Consider the following 18,530-nt stretch of genomic DNA (forward strand, 5'->3'; position numbering starts at 1 on the left):
TTAGCCTAGTAATGTATTGTTAATTTTTTGTGAAAGCAAATAACGAATAAGGTTGCTCTTCATTATTAACTGTAGATGATGCTATTACTGAGAAAGTAACGATGCAATAAGCCTTTGTTTTTGAGCTGAGATAACGAAATCATTAAGAAAAATAAGCTGCAATCACAAATGTAACAAAGTGTGTATTGGCACACTTAAACGAACAGTATAGGCTTAGATAAAATAAATATTTTTTCAGCGGCGCTGTGAGGTAAAATACTTTTATACTCTGACCTGTAATTATTTGAAGATCTTCCTGTTGAATACCCAAACCCCAGATACAAACACTGATAACTCAGCGCTATTACTTGAAACACTACAACACCATTTTGGTTATACGAGCTTTCGAGTGGGGCAGGAAGATATTATTAACAATTTACTGCAAGGGCGAGACTCTTTAGTGTTAATGCCAACAGGTGGCGGTAAATCAATGTGTTACCAATTACCGGCAATATTATTACCCGGTGTTACTGTGGTGGTATCTCCGTTAATTGCGTTAATGAAAGATCAAGTTGATAGCTTAACTCGCCAAGGTATTTCAGCGGCGTTTATTAATTCGAGTTTAGCACCCGAAGTGATCAATGAAATTTTCACTAAGTTAGGGCAAGGTGAAATTAAACTGCTGTATGTGGCGCCAGAGCGCTTAACCAATTATTACTTTTTACAAAGCTTACGTCAGTTACCATTGAGTTTGTTTGCTATTGATGAGGCGCACTGTATTTCCCAGTGGGGCCATGATTTTCGTCCAGCATATACTAAGCTGCAATGCTTAAAAGAACAGTTTCCTTATGTGCCGGTAATGGCATTAACGGCTACTGCAGATGTTACTACCCGCAAAGATATTCTAAACCAGCTGGCGCTGCACAACCCTTATATTCACTTAGATAGCTTTGATCGAAAAAACATCCGCTTTACCTTAGCGCAAAAATATAACGGTGAAAAACAGCTACTTGGTTATATCAAAAAGAAGGGTGAAGACAGCGGTATTATTTATTGTAATAGCCGCTGGCAGGTAGAAAAACTCTCTAAATATTTAGGAGCAAGTGGTATTAACTGCGCCGCTTATCATGCGGGTTTGGAGAGTGAAATTCGCTCTATGGTGCAAGAAGGTTTCACCAAAGATAATATTCAAATAGTAGTGGCAACTGTTGCCTTTGGTTTAGGCATTAACAAACCCAACGTGCGTTATGTTATTCATTATGAGCCACCACGTACGCTTGAGTCATACTATCAAGAAATAGGTCGCGCGGGGCGTGATGGCTTAAATGCAGAAGCGCTATTTTTAGTCGATGAAAAAGATGTTGCCCGTATTAAAAAGCGTATTAGCGAAGGTGAAAATCCGCAACGTGTGAATGTAGAAATGCAGCGTTTTGAAGCAATGAACGGTTTTATTGATGCCCAAACTTGTCGCCGACAAGTGGTACTTAATTACTTTGCTGAATACACAGAAAAAGGTTGTGGTAACTGCGATATTTGTCTTGATCCACCAAGCCAATTTGACGGTACGGTTGAGGCGCAAAAAGTATTGTCGTGTGTATTTCGTATCAAGCAACAGGGTGATATTAACCATGTGATTGATGTGTTGCGCGGTGAGTTAACCGCTAAGGTTAAACAGTTTGAGCACGACAAGGTTTCTACCTTTGGTATTGGCAAAGGTAAAACGCCGGGTTACTGGTACGCCATTATTGGTCAGCTCATTCACTTAGGCTACTTACAACAAGATATAGAGCAGCAATCAACGTTATGTTTAACCGAAGCTTCACGGAGTGCGCTAAAAGGCGAAGAGCCGTTAATGTTAGCGAGCCCACGTTTACAAAAAGCCAGTTACTGGCAACAGAAAACGCCGCAAAAAAGTTACGATCGTGCCTTATTTACTAAGCTGAGAGAGCTACGTAAAACCATTGCTGATGCTGAAGATATTGCGCCGTTTATTGTTTTTAACGATGCCACACTCTCTGAATTAGCTAGAGTACAACCAACCACCAATAATCAAATGCTTAGCGTTAGTGGCATTGGTGAGGTTAAACTCGCCCGTTATGGGCAACCGTTTTTAGCCTTGATTAAAGAACATGCTCAACACTAAGACGTGTTGAGCAGTAAATACGTTCATCGGTTTACTTTAACTTAGCTTCCGCTGTTGTGATCATATCTTTTAAATAGTCAATTACAGTGTAGCTAATGCCTGTTTCCTGTTTCGATATTTCCAGCGCTTTTTCAAAGTTTTGCTTGGCTAATGCATATTGCTTAGTTTTCATATAAGCATGTGCTATATTTTGATGTGCATAACTTAATTCAGGATAGGATTTGACAAAATAATTGAGTGTATCAAAGGCATCAGATTCATTTTTGGCAGCTAGCTGTAAGTCCGCTAATTCTACAAATGCTTGAATAGGGATCTTAACTTCAAACATGTATTTCTTAGATAAATCATCATAATACTCAACTAAATCAGCTAAACGAACGTATTTGTTTGCTGTGCTTGAGTGATCGAAATAAAAATCTTGATAGAGCGTTGAGAGCCCATTAAGAATACTAGGGTATATGGTTGTTTGATGGGTTTGTTCTTGTAAATGTTCAAAGTACCAAGTAAATGCTTGCGAGGAATTACTAGAAAAGTTAGCGGCAAATCTGGCGGCGTGTGAATAATATTTACCGCTTTCGTTTGCAACCGTGAGAAAAACATTATGGGCAATTTGAGGCGCATTACTTTCTTGTTTGGAGAATAAGCTATCGATTTCTTGATCGCCCCACCAAGGTGCAGGACTTATAATAAGATAATTAGTGAAAAGGGTTGGGTGGGCTAGTAAGGCATGTAGGCCAAAAACGCCGCCATTTGAGTGACCGATTAATGTGCGATTTGGTAGGGTTGAGAAGTTTTGCTCAATATAAGGAAATAGCTCTGTTTCTAAAAATTGCACGAAGTTATCGGTGCCGCCAAAGCGTGGAAATTTAGTTTGAATCCACTTTTGTTGAGCGCTTAATGGTTTGTCTTTAATTGGCGGTAAATAATCCCTTACCCTAATAGATGTTTTGATCGCCACCACTATTGAATCAGGCATTAAACCGGAAGCAACTAATGAACTAACAATACCAACCGTTGGAATAAAATGGTATCGACCATCTAATAGGTAAATTACCTGATACTGTTCACTAGGATGGTAATCGCTAGGGGTATATATCAGTAACTCCCTTTCTTCTTTAAGTACTGTAGAGTTTAGTATTACTTTTTCACCGATAACGATGTCGCTTGTGCTGATGTTTTTTGCGTGTAGTGCCTTTGAATGTAAGGGTAGTAAAATAAATGCTAATAATATTAATAGAATGCGATACATACTTGTTCCTTTAAGTTGATTCTTTAATTATGCTAGGATAAAGAACCACCGACACTTAGGGCAATTTTTATGGCTGATTTTTGTCTGATTTCTCCCTGATTACCATAATAATTGCATGAAAAACATCCAATATCGAATTGAAAGCTGCCATATAGACTTTTCTCGTAATCAAGTTACTGTTCATGGCGAAGTGATTATATTACCGCCAAAAGTAATGGCTGTTCTAGCTGTGCTCATTGAGCGCCAAGGTGAGGTTATTGCTTTTGACGATTTACTCAAAGCTGTTTGGGCAGATACTGTTGTCACAGTAAATACGTTACACCGCTGTATTTCTCAGTTACGAAAAACCTTTGCGGATGATAGTAAACGTCAAAGGGTTATAAAAACCCATGCTAAGCAGGGTTACAGTTTGCTCATACCTGCATGTGTTGTTACAGATGAAGTAGCGGTTAAGCTTACACTCAATACCAATACCAATAACAATACCAATACCAATAACAGTGGTGTAATCAGCGTAATATTTGCAGTATTGGTGTTACTGGTTTTATTTGGTTATCAAGAAATTACCAGTGACACTAAAATATATGCTCAGGTTAATGTATTAACAAGCAGTGATGATAATGAAGCTTATGGGAGTTATTCACCTGATGGCAGGTTTATTGTATTTCAGCGAAATATTGATGCTTGTTATAGCGATCTGTGGGCAAAAGACTTAGTTAGTCAAGAAGAGTTCAAGCTGACCCGTCGCACTGGAATATATGGTCAAGTAGATTGGTCACCTGATGGAAATCATCTTTTATTTTCGGAGCGGAATAATTGTCCGCATCAAGACACGGTTTCGAGTCATTGCTGGTCTGTTAATACCTTGGATTTTACCAGTGCGAGAACTAAGCCCCAGCAAATAGTCAGCATTCTTGATTGTAATGATCATTACACCCATAAACCGCAATGGTTATTAAATGGCGAAATTAGTTTTTTACAAGAAAATCATAATGAGCACGTTTCTTTATTAAGTTATAACCCAAGAACAACAGAAATAAAAAACATTTACACACCAACAGCGCAAACTATTTATAGTTACGACTATTCTTTTAGCGATAAGAAATTTGCAGTACTTAGCTTTTCAGCTGGTAATCAACATAAAATTGAAGTGCTTAATAACCAAGGTGAAATACACTCGAGTAATGTGATTGAATTACCTAAGGGAGTTTCAATTTATCAAGCATTAGAGAGTGAATATCATCCTACCGCTGACTACTTAATTACAGCCACTAGCCAAGGACTATTTCGACTTTATCCAGATGGCAAAATGGCATCAATCGCTATTACGCAACGCCACAGCTTACATAACCCAAGTTTTCACCCTGACGGTGAACGAATTGTTGCAACCGAAGCGATTGCAGATACCGATATTCTACTAGTAAACATTGACGATATTGTCACTAAAGCTGCAGAGATCTTGAAGTTAACTCCGTATAAAATAGCCAGATCAAACCTAAATGATGATCATGCTATTTTTCAGCCCACAGGAAATGTTATCGCCTTTACTTCAAAAAGAACCGGGACAAGGCAGCTATGGGTGAAAAATGGTGAAAGGCTCATTCAACTTAGTGATATTGAATCAGGCATACAGAAAAAAGCGATTACGTGGTCGCCATCGGGTAAAAAAATAGCAAGTTTAGCGGATAACAAGATTCATATTTTTACATTGAACCAAGAGGTCGACGTAATAAATAGCTCACTACTTATTAGTGCCATTATGGACTGGCCAACGACAACGGAGCTTTTAGTTAAAGCCATTGATAAAGGTAAAGAAGGTCTTTATCTTTTTGATGTGACAACTCTTCACTTTACAAACTTAAACGAAACCGATGTTGCTTGGGCAAATAAGCTGTCGGATACGCAACTAGTCTACTTGGACTATAGCAACAAACTCTGGCTAACAGGCGCAAAGAAAATAGAAATTAAGGCATTATTCGACCAACTAGAACGACCTGTTTTAGCCTTAGATAATCGTTATTTATTTGGCATTAATAAACAAAGGCAGCTATGGCGCTACTCCCTTGATACTGAAAATTTCGAAGTCATTAGTCAATTACCATTAAGTGCTAGGTATGTGAGTGATGTTAGTGGCAACAGGGTGTTGATTACACAGATGAATGAGTTTAGAAAAGAGCTTATTGAGTTAAATTAATTTTGCAAGTCGCAAGGTAAGTAACCCGAGTGCGGGTTAATTAATGTGGGCTTGTATTACCGAAAAAAGCCACGTCACCTCTTATAGGTTAGTGGCTTTGTGATATTGAATTTCTGTATAGTTGAACAGCCCAGAACAAAAAAGCAATTAGTCTTTTTCAGCTGTATCAGTTTGCTCTGTAGTGCTATCTTGCTCTTTTTTCTCATCGTGATCTTCGCCACCACATCCACCACAACATCCCATAAATCACTCCTATTACTTTTCAATTAATCAATAATGTATTTCTATAATGATAATACTTGAGTGATTTACTCGGGTACTTGATATAGATCAGATTTTTAAGCAATAGAAAAACAAAAACCCAAGCAATGCTTGGGTTTTTGGATCACAATCCTTTTAACTACAGGTTAAAAAACTACTCAGGTAATTTTTCAAAACCCATGTTAAATAAGGTAAACGCAAATAAATCAGCGTATAAGTCAATGGTTTTAGATACTGGCGTACCCGCACCGTGACCACCGTCAGTTTCAATACGAATTAACGTTGGTGCAACACCAGCTTGTTTCGCTTGTAACTCAGCGGCAAACTTAAACGAGTGAGCAGGAACAACACGGTCATCATGATCGCCCGTTGTTACCATAGTCGCTGGGTAGCTTACGCCATCTTTAACGTTATGCACTGGTGAGTAAGCTTTTAAGTAGTTAAACATTTCTTCGCTTTGCTCAGCTGTGCCGTAATCGTATGCCCAACCTGCACCCGCAGTGAAAGTGTGGTATCTAAGCATGTCTAAAACACCCACCGCAGGTAAAGCAACTTGCATTAGATCAGGGCGTTGCGTCATCACAGCACCTACTAATAAGCCACCGTTTGAACCACCTTGTACTGCTAGGTAATCGCTAGAAGTGTAGTTTTGGTCAATTAAGTACTCACCGGCAGCAATGAAATCATCAAATACATTTTGTTTATTAAGCTGTGTACCTGCGTTGTGCCATTTCTTACCGTATTCACCGCCACCACGTAAGTTAGCTACTGCGTAAATACCGCCTTGCTCCATCCATACCGCGCGAGATACGCTAAATGATGGCGTTAAGCTCACGTTAAAACCACCGTAAGCGTATAAAAGAGTAGGGTTTTTACCATTAAGCTCAATACCTTTTTTATGGGTAATGATCATCGGTACTTTTGTGCCGTCTTTTGAAGTGTAGAATACTTGCTTAGACTCAAACGCGTCGCTATCAAACTTAGCGCCTGATTTGCGGTAAACGTCACTTTCGCCTTTATCTATGTTGTAGCTATAGATAGTACCTGGTGTTTTGTAGTTGCTGAATGAGTAATATAAAGTATCAGCATCTTTTTCACCTGAAAGGGCAGTTGAGCTACCAACACCAGGTAATTTAATTTCACGTACTTTGTTACCTTGGTAATCGTATTGGTATACTTTAGAAATCGCATCAACCATGTATTCTGCGAAGAAGTAACCGCCACCGGTAGAAGCGCTTAATACGTTTTCAGTTTCAGGGATTAAGTCTTTCCAGTTTTCACGTGTTGGTGTTGTAGCATTTACCGTAACAACTTTTTTGTTAGGCGCATCAATGTTAGTTACTAAAAATAACTTATCGCCTTCGTTATCAATAACGTAAGTATCACCAAGGAAACCGTCAGCAATAGTCACTAATGGGCTGTTTGGCTTAGTTAAGTCTTTAATGTAAAGGTTGTTACCTGACGTAGATACTGCACCAGAAATAAGTAAGTAACGGTTATCTTCGGTAACGCTACCACCCACATAACGATGTTTTTCTTCAGCGGTTGCACCAAAAATAACTTTGTCGTCTTTTTGTGCTTGGCCTAACTGGTGATAGTAAAGTTTGTGTTGATCAGTTTTAGCTGAAAGCTCGCTACCTTTTGGCTTGTCGTAACTAGAGTAGTAAAAACCTTCGTTTTTGTACCAAGAAATACCTGAGAATTTCACATCAATTAATGGCTCTTCTAATACTTCTTTGGTTTCAGCATCAATAATGATGATTTTACGCCAGTCACTACCTGCTTCAGAAATTGCGTAAGCGGCAATTGAACCGTCTTTAGAAAAACTTAACTGGCCTAACGAGGTAGTGCCTTCTTTATTGAAAGTATTTGGATCTAAAAATACTTCCGCTTCGCCGCCGTCTTTTTGACGATAAACAACATATTGGTTTTGTAAGCCATTATTTTTGTAGAAGTAAGTGTAATCGCCTTCTTTAAATGGTGCGCCTACTTTTTCGTAGTTCCATAATTCACCTAAACGTGATTTTAATTGGTCACGGTAAGGGATTTGATCTAAATAATTAAAGGTTAATTTGTTCTGTGTTTTAACCCAAGCGCCAGTTTCTTCACTGCGGTCATCTTCTAACCAACGGTAAGGATCTGCAACGTTAGTATCAAAGTAAGTATCTACTACGTCACCTTTTTTTGTTACTGGGTAAGTCACGTTAATACCTTGTGTTTTTGCTGCTACTGCCGTTGTATTTTGTTCAGGTTCATTACCAGAACACGCTGTTAAAACGCTAGTTACTAACACGCTGGTTAATAATATGGCCTTATTTTTCATTCAGTTTCTCGCTTGATTGATTGAATTGACTTAAGTCATTTTATTGTTGTGAAATACAAGGTATCGCTTAAGTGTTTTCACAATTATTTTACATCTGTTCGCAGTTTAGCAGAAGTGCTATAAGCAAGACTATGGCTTGCTTTAATTATTGATGCCACAAGCGGAATTTTTTTGTTACAGCACATTTTTTGATGCAGATTAACGATTCTCTAAGCGGTTAAAATCTAACAAACCAGCAGAATCACGCTGATACTTTTTATACCAAGCATGTAATTTGTCAGCGAACGCCCAGAAATTTTTATCGGTACGTCTCACGGAAAAATTGTCTTTGAGGTGTTGATAATCTTGTTCGGTTTTAAGTTCGCTTACGGCCTGTACAAAGGCGGTTAGCTGCTCAGTTGTTATTTGGAAAAAAGCATTCGGGTAAGTGCCAACAATACCGCGTAGTATACTTAGGTTGTCTTCCTTAGGTAAACGGCGTTCGGCTTCTGCAAATAAATGTGCAACATTACTATGAGCAGAGTTACTGATTAAGCTATAAAAATAATCCCCCTCAGGGCTGGTTATTGCAACATAACTTACTTGGGGTAATAAAGTGGCTGGCGCGCCTACTAAGTGCTGTAATTGTGCTAATTTTTGTTCAATACCTTTATGACTTGGAATTTTACCTTGGTGCTTTGTTTTTGAAGCTCTATTGCGACTTTTATCCTCAATATTGTAATCATTTAGCGCTGAGTGATTAGTATGTTCTGCGATTAAATCATAGAGCTCAAGTAGAGGGGTGTCGGTTTTATATTGAACTCCTGTTTCTGGTAAGTGATCAAAATTATCTGAGAAAATATAATCTTTGATCTCAGGGTTTGTATCTCTATACCAATACTCATGTACCTTACGACGTTGTGCTTTCGGTAAAAGGGTTATGAAATTACCTTCGGCTTCCATCCGTAAGAAGTCCATATAAAGTCGGGTTTTAAGTTGATGACTAACATTGCCATAAACATCGAAACCAGCGACAAGTAAGTAGTGAATACGCTCTAATAATGAATAAGAAATTACCCAAGCGGTTTTAGGGGGTTGACCAACAAAACCTTGTAATACCGAAGCGCTATCGAAATGTCTGTATACGGTTAATGTTGCATTGGGGTTGCCATTACCTGCCCAAAGTAAGTTTAACCCCAGTTCTTGAGGCTTTAAGTTAAGTGATTTTATGTAGTGTAGTTTGTTGGTTAAGTACTCTTGCTGGCTTTTCGCGTATTGGCGCCAGTAGAGCAGTGAGAGTGTTTTGTCGCTTGTTGAAGCAGGCAATTGTAAAAGCTCGCTATTATCAGCAATAAAATCATTGCTGTGGTATTGGTCTAAATAATCGGGATCTAAAAAAGCGACCCAAAAATGGTCTTCAATAACATTGAGAGCAATTTGTCCTCGACAAACTGGACCCTTAATAAAGTTCATAATAGAGAATTGTGCTTGTTCAAGTAAAAAGCGATAGCGTGCTTTTGCAGGAATAGCTTTAAAAGTAATAAAGGGGTTTGCAGACGTTTCGAGTGCGTAATCGGGCAGAGCTTCTACCTGATAATCAGGTTGATAAAATAGCTCTGTAAGGTAGTTTAATTTAGCTAAACCGAATGGGTAGGGCATATGTCTTTTAGCAACCACCACATTGTTGTTTTTTATAAGGCGGTAGTAGAATGGCGCTTTCTTAGTTGGCGGATCAAATGGTCTTCGGCTTTGAATAAGTGCTACTGCTTCTCCTGGAGGCGTGGTAGATCGCACTAATTTGAAATAACTATCACTGTTTTCTTGAAAGTATAAATTGGCTAAAAATAAATGCTCAAATAGGTAGCGAGCAATGAGCTTTTCTTTATTTGATTGTCCGTTAAGTAACTGCTCCCAACGCATTATCATTTTTTCTTCAGCTTGCGTTGGTGAAGATGGCTCTGGCAATTTAGCCCCTTGCGCTAACCAATTTACTAAGGTGTTATGTTCTTGAGTTGATAATGCTGGCAATCCATAAGGCATGCCAGCGAGAGGGAAATCTCGCTGGTATTGTTCAAACTCTTCAATGGTTGGGCATTGCTGGTCTCGGTCTAATGACAAATCAAAGCTGTTATTAAGTAAAGCATCATCAGGCAATGGGTGTTGTTGTTTAAGTGCGAGCATTCGATAAAAAACGCTCGCTTGAGTATTAGCCGTAGCACTTTGCTGGCGCTCATTTAGTACCGGGAAAAAACCTTGTGCACGTGTTTTTTGTAGTATGTCACTGTTAATAGAATTCAACTCGGTTAACCCTGTTGGTATCTTTCCAGTAAGTAAGCGCTCGCCATTGTAAACTAATTCTTTATTAGCACCGCGCTCTATACCTGAAACATTTTCCATTTTTAACTGGCATGGTGCATCGTAGCAGGCGTGACAAACCACACAGCGGCTTTCTAAAATAGGTTTTATATTTGTGTGAAAATTCTGTATTTGCGCAGGAGAAATATTTGTTTGATTTATTCTATTTTCAACATTGGCTTTACCGTAAATTTTATCGTATTCCATTATGCCAATAGCAGCACAACCCGATACCAGTAACACAAAGAATAACAGTTTAAAGTGCGTAATAAATCGAAACATAGAATAAGGTAAGTCGTTAATTGCAGAAAAAGTATAAGACAAGTGTAAGCAGCTAATGTAGTGCTGTAAAGCTTGTCTTATTTTAAGCTCTACTCATAGCGGTTTCTTAAGTTGGGCAGGTCGCTATGGTACTGCACAAATTCTACTTCGTAACCATCACAGTCAATAAAGTAAACATTTTCACGATAGGGATCTTCTGCGCCATTTTTATCTATAGCAAAGCCAGCTTGTGCTAAACGATTAATAACCCCTTGTAGGTCATCAGTAACAAAAGCAAAGTGTGCTAAACCAACTTGATGACCTGTTAGGTCTCTATTGTCGCCAACGCCATTGTCATTTAAGGCAATGTACTGGGAGTCATCACCAAAATGTAGCCAGTTTCGTGACTTTCCGTACCACTGACCTTGGCCACCGCCTCTAACCTCCCAGTGGGGAAATACCGCCTTATAAAAGCTTAAACTTTTTTCTATATCAGTTACGACTAGATTAACGTGCTCTAATTTAATCATATTATTCTCCTATTTTTTATTAAGGTGCTCGTTATTGAGCTAGGCTAGGTGATTCTCCACGGTGGATATAACCGGTTTTCCCCTGCCCAATATAATTTTATTTTATTGCCGCTGGGATCTAACAGCGTTGCTTCGCGCCATAAGTAGCTCTTATTGGTTGGTAGCTCCTCAAATTGAACGCCTAACCCGATTAACTCTGTTACCCAAGCATCTAACCCTTGATGTTCAAAATAAATAATCGCGCCGTTATTAAAGTTTTCTTGCGTTAGAGCGAGTGAAAAACTAGCGCCGTCATCAGGGCATGAGAATCGCGCATAATGTGGTGTATCTACAATCAGTAAAAAGCCAAGGCGACGATAAAAATTAGTGCTTTCAGTCATATTCTTTACCGGTAAAGTAACTTGATTCATGTTCATTAGGTGCTCCTTATTACATTCCGTAAGTGTATAATTCTTCATTGTTAAATGGTTGCTCAGAAAGGTTTTTTCGGAGGTTTTTCAAGGCGCTGGCATAATGGAATAACGTATGTATGCTATAAGCGATACGATGGCGAAGCCGTTTATCACGAGTGGAAAGATCAAGCTTGACGTTGTTATTTTCAAAACGGGCATCGTTTAATACCTCTTCAACATTTCTGATGATGAGGTGATCGGGAATGGCAACTAATTTATTATTACTAAATGCATTCATTCTTAGCTCTGCAATAGGGTAGGCGCCACTAACACCGTTAACAACAGAAACAATTAATACCGGTTTATGACCAGTTTCGTGTATTTCACACATCATTAAAAAATTTTTGAGTAAGGGGGAGGCTGTTCCACCCCATTCGGGGGTAACTACAACCAATGCATCGGCATCGGTTAGTTGTTTACTTAAACGTGCCCAGTTACTTTGCGGGTTAAATTTACTTTCATCGCAGCCATCCCACATTGGTAACGCTTGCTGGTATAAGTCTATATGTTCTATATCGGTAAATTGTTCACTGTTTTTTGCTAAATAAATGGCAACTTTTTCACTTTCTGATTGAGATCGTTGACTACTACTAACAATAATTAATTTCATATTACTCTCCCATTGATATAAAAAAACCATTAAGTAAGTTTTTTTGTTTACTTAATATTTAATAAAGTAAAATGTTTATTTAATTAAGTCAACAAAATAATAAATAAAAAAGTTTATTTAATAATGAAGTTGTTGCAAATATGATTAATAATAGTGAGTAAGCATGAGCTGATATTTAGGAGTGGTGATGAAAACACATGAAAAAATAATGCAATTATTAAAAGTGCAGGGCGCGCTAACCGCTAAAGCACTTGCTGCAGAACTTGATTTAACCACTATGGGTGTTCGCCAGCATGTTCAAGCGTTGGAAGAATCTGGAGAAGTTAGCTTTAGAGATGAAAAAGCGCCTCGAGGTAGACCAACACGTTATTGGTTTCTTACAGAAAAAAGTAATGAATATTTTGGTGACCGACATAATGAACTTACCGTGCAATTAATTGATTCGGTGGTGACATTATTTGGCGACGAAGGCCTAGAAAAAATTATTGCTCACCGAGAAAGCGAGACCATGAGCAACTACCGTGTAGCCTTAGCTGATAGGTACGGTATTAAAGAAAAACTAACCATGTTAGCTAAGTTGCGTACAGCAGAGGGGTATATGGCAAGTGTTGATCAACAAGATGAAGTGTTTTGGCTGATTGAAAATCATTGCCCTATTTGTGCAGCAGCTAGTAAATGTTTGAATTTTTGCCGTTCAGAGCTACAAATGTTTCAAACATTGTTGAGTGAGGTTGCCACCGTGAGCAGAGAAGAACATATTATTGAAGGGGCGAGGCGCTGCGCTTATAAAGTAATGCCTATTTAATAGCGATTTTTTTGCGCTACTATTCGCTTTTAAATGAGTAAATAAAATGTGCTCCTTTACCGCTATTATCCACGCTAATATCGCCTTGAAGTTTGTCTTTAATAAGCTTAGAAATAATGGACATGCCTAAGCCTATTCCTCCCTTATCACGAGCTGTAGTGTAAAAAGGCTCAAACACATGCTGAGCAGCAGCATCAGAAAGCCCAGCACCATTATCACGATAATTCACTGCTATCTCGTTAGCTGATTTTCGAACTATTTCAATGGTAATCTTATTACTGGTACTCATACTGTTTGATTCAGAGAAACCATGGCGTGCGCTATTACTGATTAAGTTTGTGATGATTTGCGCGTGGATTCCAGGGTAGGTTTTCACCAAAATACTATCATCACACTCTAGCGTCAATGTGATTTGTTGGGGCTTTAATAGCGCGCGTAATGTTGATATTACTTTTTGATAGTAATCTTTAACGTTAATGTTTTCTAGCTCTAATCTATGTTGATCTGTCGCAGTTTTTTTGAAGTTTTCTATGAGCTTTTTAGCCCGCTCTAAATTTTCTCCTTGCATTGCTAAGGCACTTTCAGTGGCTTCAATATAGTGATTCATGGCCGATAAGGTTAAATCTTGATTTTTGATATGCAAAGCGAGATTTTGACATTCACCCTCTAAAATACTGTGTGTTGTAATTGCAATACCTAGCGGAGTGTTCACTTCATGGGTTATACCCGCAACTAAACTTCCAAGCGAAGCCATTTTTTCTGATGTTTGCAATTGGTTCTTTAATAATTGCTGGTCATGTAAGTGGTTCAGCTCGGCAGATAGTCTATTTGAAATGCCATTAAACACCTCCACTATTTCATCTTTATTATTAATGACCTCTCTGTACATGACACAGAGTATACCAATACACTCACCATTAATTCCTTTGATTGGTGTTCCTAGGTAGGTCTTGATAATTGAATCATTCAATCGCTTGTCTTTAGGAAAATCAGTACTAACATTATTAGTGTAATAGGAAATTTCATTGGTGCTTTCGGCGCAAGGAGTGCCAGCTAAGGTGTATGTGAAATTATCTTCTACTTCGTGATTTTTCACGTTAATAATGGTTGTAGCGGTAAACTTTTTATCATCAACGCTGGCAATAATACATTGATCAGGCTTGAGTAAGTCACTTAAAGACAAGGCTATACTTTTAAAAAAGGCGTTACCATAGCTATTTGAAATAGACTCAAAAACACTACAAACTATGCTGGACATTACTAATCCTGTTTATTTTTTATTTTATAACTATGGCAGAATATACTTTTTTTTCCATAAAACCGTTAATCAATAAGTAGATATCGTTCAATACTTCATCAATAACTTTGTTGATCTAATACAAACTTAGCTCGGTTATTGTACTTTTCGCTCTCATCTTGTATGAATATTGTTTTTTTTTAGTTAATATTAGGTAAATGCTTGTTATTTGAGCACCTCAATTGTGAAGTATGAAATTATGCCCCATTATAAATATTTACATCGTCAAACGGTTATTCGTGATGCTTTATGGCTGAGCGCGATTAACGTACTGCTATTTATTATTTATGCTAAATACGATTTTTTTGAGTGGGTTTTAGATCAAGTAGAACAATACGAGTATTTAGAGTTAGATGAAATTTTGCCGCTAACAGCAAGCTTAACCATTAGCTTACTAATTTTTACTTATCGTCGTATGGTTGAGTTAGGCAAAATAAGTCAGGCTTTTGAGAATTTAGCTAAGTATGACCCTTTAACGAATACTCTCAATAGGCGAGCAGGGTACATTTTACTACAACAATTTAATGACAGCGCTATCAATAAAAATGAGAGCTATAGTTTATTACAGTTGGATTTAGATGACTTTAAACGTATTAATGACTTATACGGCTCAAGTATTGGTGATGAAGTTTTAATTAACCTTGCTAACTTGATTAAGCAACAAGTCCCTAGCGATGCTGAAATAATTCATTGGCATAGTGATAACTTTATTATTGCTATGCCAAGTACTAAACAAGCTCCTTTTGAGTTAGCAAATACCTTACGCTATGCTATTGAAGAAAAGCTTTTTGCTGCAGATAAAACTACTTGCAGCATAGGCTTAACAATGTGGCAATCAGGTACTTCTCTTGCAGATATGCTGCTTAATGTTGAAGATGCGCTATTAGATGCAAAAGCTGCGAATAAGAACACCGTTAAAGTAGCTTAACGATGTAGTGCTTATTTTATACGTACTCCGCTTTTGTCGAAGGCAATAAATGCACATCGCGCTGTGGGAATGGAATGGTAATATTTTCTTGTTCAAAGGCGAGGTAAATAGCTTCATACGCTCGATATTTTGCACTATAAAGCTGCGTGGTTGGGATCCATAAACGTATACCAATATTAATGGCGCTGTCAGCAAACTCATCAATACCGAGTTGAATTTTTATTTCGTCACCAAAAATATCTAGTTTTTTTAACGTGCTTTCAATGAGCTGTATAATTACCATTGGGTTATCGTCGTACGAAATCCCCACTTTTAGTTTTAATAACGTCTTTTTTCGTGAGTTATGTAAAACTTCTCCAACAATATGCTTATTGGGTATAGTAATTTCGGCATTATCTTCATCTTCAATGACGGTATAAGCTAATAATACTTCTTTTACCACACCGGTAACGCCTTGTACTTCAATAGTATCGCCGACGACAAAAGGTCTAATCAGAATAATATTAAATCCGGCAGCATAGTTGGCTAGTAACCCTTGTAGTGCTAAACCTGCACCTAAAGAAATGGCACCAATAGCGGCAATAAATGGCGTAACACTAATACCTAACTTACTTAATGCGACTATCGTAATCATAACCACAATCGCCATTTTAGCAGTACTTGCTAAAAATCGACTTAATGTCACATCAAGGTTTTGACGTTCACAAAGCTTTAATACGGTATTGGCTATTTTCCCGGCAACAAAATAACCCAGTAAAAATATGATTAATGCACCAATTAATTGAAAACTATAGTTAGTGAAAAAATTAATGATTATTCTATATATTTCAGATACCTGATCTAATTCAGTTTGTATTAAATCAGTGGATAATAGGTTTTTAGATGAAGTGACTGTATCGGTTGTATTTGTAGTTGGCTCGGTGATATTACCTATATCAGTAAACATATTTTCTTGTCCTTGAGGGAAAAGCTACATCATACCGATATTTATGTTTTTGACACTAATAAAATAACCTTTAGTGTAATTTATAAGCTACTTGAGTAAGGTAATTAGGTATCAAGTAGCTTTAGACTAATTGTTTCTTTTTGATGTTACTTATTTTTTGCCTTTCCTTGAACTGCTTTGAATCGAGGGTTTTCTTTACAAATAACATAAACACGGCCGCGGCGCTTAACTACTTGGCAACCAGGGTGTCTTGTTTTTGCTGATTTTAATGAGCTAAGTACTTTCATTGTTATCCCTTTTTTGAACTAGTGACTTTGAACTTCTGGTTAAACTTGGCCACACGACCGTCTGATTTAGTTTGTGTTTGCTTACCAGTATAAAAAGGGTGGCTTGCACTTGATGTATCTAAATAACATACCGGGTAGTCTTTACCATCGTGCCATTTCATGGTTTGGCTCGATTGATAAGTCGAACGAATCATAAAGGATGTATTGGCTGACGTATCGTGAAAGATAACGGATTTATATTCTGGGTGAATGTCTGGTTTCATAAGATCCTCAACGCGTTTTTAAAGTTGTGATAATATAACACTAAAGAATTGTTTATGTAAATGATATTTATTTCTATTTGTTTTTTATGTGGCAAGGCGTAGTAAAGTCAAATAAAACTTAAATTATTAAAACTGATTTAATTATTTAAGTATATTGATCAATTAATTATTTTTATTTTTTTGTGATCTTGATGTTCGGTTATGGGGTGGTTTATGGACTTTATAAATAACTTTTGAATGAAAAAACAATGCTTGTTGTTGGATTAATCGATATGTTTAGTTTTTATATTAAAAAATAATAAGGTTTTATTATCACTAAATGGAGTGGCTATATTCTCTGAAAGTAGAGGCATTGATTATTTAGTAGGTTACGCTTGTTTGACAGCGTATTTTTGTTGTACTTGATGGTGATACTATGATTAACCTCTATATTTTTAATCGCACTATTTAAGGTTAACTAGCTGGTGCCTTGACTAAAATTGCTATTCAGTGATTAAAAGCGATAGCCTAGTTGCATCATAAACTGTTGGCGATCACTAAAGGCAAAGTTGGTTTCTGCAATGACGGACCACTCTTCTGTGATATTCCATTGCCCGCCAATTAAATAGTTAGTGGGGGAGCTTGTATGCTGATCAACAAGTACTGCTACCTTGCCGCCTGGCGTTGAAATGGCAATTTGTTGCTCTATATCTTGCTTCATTGCTCCAACCCATAATTGTCCCTGATAGCCACCGATAGTACCATTCCAGCCTATACGCGCGGAATAAACGGTTTGTTGAGTTTTCTCGATAGCGATATTGATATCAGCTTCAGAATAGTTAATATCAAACATCCCGAAAAAATCACCGTAACCACCCGCTATTGTTGTTCCATAGCCAAGCACGGAACCATGAAAATTTAACGTTGTTGCTATGCCTGATTTAGCAACTAAACAGTGACCGGGAGCAGGACCTTCATAAGGTAAATTAACGCTAGTGCAGCGTTTCTCGTTTAAACCATTACCAATGTTGCTAGCAACAAGCAAAAGTGTTGGTACACCTAAGTTAACGTCTAATTCTAACTCTGCTTTTCCTCGTGTTTCTCCTGCAATGCCATAGATGTTCCAAAAAGGGAATATCCAAGTATCAAAACGTAAATTGTAGGTAGTATCAGATACCTTGAGGTTTTTTGCGGTAATACTATCCCCAATAAAGCCATTGATTTTATCGCTCTCTTGTCCGTCAAAAGAGAGTCCTATTTTTGATACTGTAAAGGGTTGCTTTTGCGTAAGTCCTACGATTGAAACCCCAAAAGGAAGGGGAAGTAAGTAGCCTTTTTCTCTTGCTTCAACTCCCCAGATAGGTAAAAAATCAGACCACTTATTTCGAGGAGCTAAGGCATCACTTTTAACGCGTTCATAGCCCACAGACGATGCATTGTTTTGCCTACTATGTACTTGCTCTGTGTAGCTTTTATTACGCTGTTTATTTATAACGCGTAACTCATCATTGGTTGAGGTGTTAACTGGTGTATCAAGTTGAGAGGCTTGTTTTCCATAAGCAGAAAACATAATAGATAAAAGGAGGAGAGTACTTAGAAGCTTAAGTATAGTAGACATAATAGGTTCAAATTACAAAAGGGGAGTGGTTATTTTACATTGTTGCTGGTTTTCTCAAAGACTTATTTATT

General features: G+C 37.7%; 15 protein-coding genes. 4 read left to right on the forward strand and 11 right to left on the reverse strand.

Annotation, left to right across the window (positions count from 1 at the left end; translation table 11 throughout):
• Positions 1 to 298: 298 nt before the first annotated feature.
• Positions 299 to 2,122 carry a DNA helicase RecQ gene (gene recQ, locus ABD005_RS03710; protein ID WP_343815117.1) on the forward strand — a complete coding sequence of 608 codons (1,824 nt, stop codon included), beginning with the start codon at positions 299 to 301 and terminating at the stop codon, positions 2,120 to 2,122.
• 31 nt (positions 2,123 to 2,153) lie between these two features.
• Here the strand turns inward: recQ and ABD005_RS03715 are convergent, their stop codons facing one another.
• Entirely contained in the window at positions 2,154 to 3,371 is a 1,218-nt protein-coding gene (locus tag ABD005_RS03715; RefSeq protein WP_343815120.1) for an alpha/beta hydrolase-fold protein, read from the reverse strand.
• Between the two features lie 115 nt (positions 3,372 to 3,486).
• Between ABD005_RS03715 and ABD005_RS03720 the strand changes: the two genes are divergently transcribed.
• Positions 3,487 to 5,565, forward strand: a complete 2,079-nt coding sequence (locus ABD005_RS03720) for a winged helix-turn-helix domain-containing protein (protein ID WP_343815123.1) — start codon at positions 3,487 to 3,489, stop codon at positions 5,563 to 5,565.
• Between the two features lie 415 nt (positions 5,566 to 5,980).
• On the opposite strand, the gene ABD005_RS03725 is transcribed toward ABD005_RS03720, so the two are convergent.
• From ABD005_RS03725 to ABD005_RS03745, 5 genes are all read right to left on the reverse strand, one after another.
• Positions 5,981 to 8,149 (reverse strand): prolyl oligopeptidase family serine peptidase, encoded by a 2,169-nt coding sequence (locus ABD005_RS03725; protein ID WP_343815126.1) that lies wholly within the window; start codon positions 8,147 to 8,149, stop codon positions 5,981 to 5,983.
• Between the two features lie 198 nt (positions 8,150 to 8,347).
• Positions 8,348 to 10,807, reverse strand: coding sequence for a fatty acid cis/trans isomerase (locus ABD005_RS03730; protein WP_343815128.1), 2,460 nt, complete (start codon positions 10,805 to 10,807; stop codon positions 8,348 to 8,350).
• 47 nt (positions 10,808 to 10,854) lie between these two features.
• Positions 10,855 to 11,274 carry a VOC family protein gene (locus ABD005_RS03735; protein WP_215980130.1) on the reverse strand — a complete coding sequence of 140 codons (420 nt, stop codon included), beginning with the start codon at positions 11,272 to 11,274 and terminating at the stop codon, positions 10,855 to 10,857.
• Positions 11,275 to 11,318: 44 nt separating this feature from the next.
• Positions 11,319 to 11,690 carry a VOC family protein gene (locus tag ABD005_RS03740; RefSeq protein ID WP_343815131.1) on the reverse strand — a complete coding sequence of 124 codons (372 nt, stop codon included), beginning with the start codon at positions 11,688 to 11,690 and terminating at the stop codon, positions 11,319 to 11,321.
• 13 nt (positions 11,691 to 11,703) lie between these two features.
• Positions 11,704 to 12,336, reverse strand: coding sequence for an NAD(P)H-dependent oxidoreductase (locus ABD005_RS03745; protein ID WP_343815134.1), 633 nt, complete (start codon positions 12,334 to 12,336; stop codon positions 11,704 to 11,706).
• Between the two features lie 187 nt (positions 12,337 to 12,523).
• On the opposite strand from ABD005_RS03745, the gene ABD005_RS03750 reads away from it, so the two are divergent.
• Positions 12,524 to 13,141 carry a helix-turn-helix transcriptional regulator gene (locus tag ABD005_RS03750; protein ID WP_343815137.1) on the forward strand — a complete coding sequence of 206 codons (618 nt, stop codon included), beginning with the start codon at positions 12,524 to 12,526 and terminating at the stop codon, positions 13,139 to 13,141.
• Between the two features lie 19 nt (positions 13,142 to 13,160).
• Here the strand turns inward: ABD005_RS03750 and ABD005_RS03755 are convergent, their stop codons facing one another.
• Positions 13,161 to 14,399 (reverse strand): ATP-binding protein, encoded by a 1,239-nt coding sequence (locus tag ABD005_RS03755; RefSeq protein WP_343815140.1) that lies wholly within the window; start codon positions 14,397 to 14,399, stop codon positions 13,161 to 13,163.
• A gap of 238 nt (positions 14,400 to 14,637) precedes the next feature.
• Between ABD005_RS03755 and ABD005_RS03760 the strand changes: the two genes are divergently transcribed.
• Positions 14,638 to 15,366, forward strand: coding sequence for a GGDEF domain-containing protein (locus ABD005_RS03760; RefSeq protein WP_343815143.1), 729 nt, complete (start codon positions 14,638 to 14,640; stop codon positions 15,364 to 15,366).
• A gap of 16 nt (positions 15,367 to 15,382) precedes the next feature.
• Here the strand turns inward: ABD005_RS03760 and ABD005_RS03765 are convergent, their stop codons facing one another.
• The 4 genes from ABD005_RS03765 to ABD005_RS03780 all read right to left on the reverse strand — a co-directional run bounded on the left by ABD005_RS03765 (position 15,383) and on the right by ABD005_RS03780 (position 18,459).
• Positions 15,383 to 16,312 (reverse strand): mechanosensitive ion channel family protein, encoded by a 930-nt coding sequence (locus ABD005_RS03765; RefSeq protein ID WP_343815146.1) that lies wholly within the window; start codon positions 16,310 to 16,312, stop codon positions 15,383 to 15,385.
• Positions 16,313 to 16,458: 146 nt separating this feature from the next.
• Positions 16,459 to 16,599 (reverse strand): type B 50S ribosomal protein L36, encoded by a 141-nt coding sequence (ykgO, locus tag ABD005_RS03770; protein ID WP_215980137.1) that lies wholly within the window; start codon positions 16,597 to 16,599, stop codon positions 16,459 to 16,461.
• Between the two features lie 2 nt (positions 16,600 to 16,601).
• Positions 16,602 to 16,862 (reverse strand): type B 50S ribosomal protein L31, encoded by a 261-nt coding sequence (locus ABD005_RS03775; protein WP_215980138.1) that lies wholly within the window; start codon positions 16,860 to 16,862, stop codon positions 16,602 to 16,604.
• A 493-nt stretch (positions 16,863 to 17,355) separates the two neighbouring features.
• Entirely contained in the window at positions 17,356 to 18,459 is a 1,104-nt protein-coding gene (locus ABD005_RS03780) for a hypothetical protein (RefSeq protein WP_343815151.1), read from the reverse strand.
• Positions 18,460 to 18,530 lie beyond the last annotated feature (71 nt).

It is taken from the genome of Colwellia asteriadis (assembly GCF_039523295.1).
Lineage (GTDB): Bacteria > Pseudomonadota > Gammaproteobacteria > Enterobacterales > Alteromonadaceae > Colwellia > Colwellia asteriadis.

Bases quoted from the DNA above. Each gene is read 5' to 3' on its own strand.
- ABD005_RS03745 (WP_343815134.1), bottom strand. From the start codon at position 12,336: ATGAAATTAATTATTGTTAGTAGTAGTCAACGATCTCAATCAGAAAGT.
- ABD005_RS03720 (WP_343815123.1), top strand. From the start codon at position 3,487: ATGAAAAACATCCAATATCGAATTGAAAGCTGCCATATAGACTTTTCT.
- ABD005_RS03775 (WP_215980138.1), bottom strand. From the start codon at position 16,862: ATGAAACCAGACATTCACCCAGAATATAAATCCGTTATCTTTCACGAT.
- ABD005_RS03740 (WP_343815131.1), bottom strand. From the start codon at position 11,690: ATGAACATGAATCAAGTTACTTTACCGGTAAAGAATATGACTGAAAGC.
- ABD005_RS03760 (WP_343815143.1), top strand. From the start codon at position 14,638: ATGCCCCATTATAAATATTTACATCGTCAAACGGTTATTCGTGATGCT.
- ABD005_RS03725 (WP_343815126.1), bottom strand. From the start codon at position 8,149: ATGAAAAATAAGGCCATATTATTAACCAGCGTGTTAGTAACTAGCGTT.
- ABD005_RS03750 (WP_343815137.1), top strand. From the start codon at position 12,524: ATGAAAACACATGAAAAAATAATGCAATTATTAAAAGTGCAGGGCGCG.
- ABD005_RS03780 (WP_343815151.1), bottom strand. From the start codon at position 18,459: ATGTCTACTATACTTAAGCTTCTAAGTACTCTCCTCCTTTTATCTATT.
- ABD005_RS03715 (WP_343815120.1), bottom strand. From the start codon at position 3,371: ATGTATCGCATTCTATTAATATTATTAGCATTTATTTTACTACCCTTA.
- ABD005_RS03735 (WP_215980130.1), bottom strand. From the start codon at position 11,274: ATGATTAAATTAGAGCACGTTAATCTAGTCGTAACTGATATAGAAAAA.
- ABD005_RS03755 (WP_343815140.1), bottom strand. From the start codon at position 14,399: ATGTCCAGCATAGTTTGTAGTGTTTTTGAGTCTATTTCAAATAGCTAT.
- ykgO (WP_215980137.1), bottom strand. From the start codon at position 16,599: ATGAAAGTACTTAGCTCATTAAAATCAGCAAAAACAAGACACCCTGGT.
- ABD005_RS03765 (WP_343815146.1), bottom strand. From the start codon at position 16,312: ATGTTTACTGATATAGGTAATATCACCGAGCCAACTACAAATACAACC.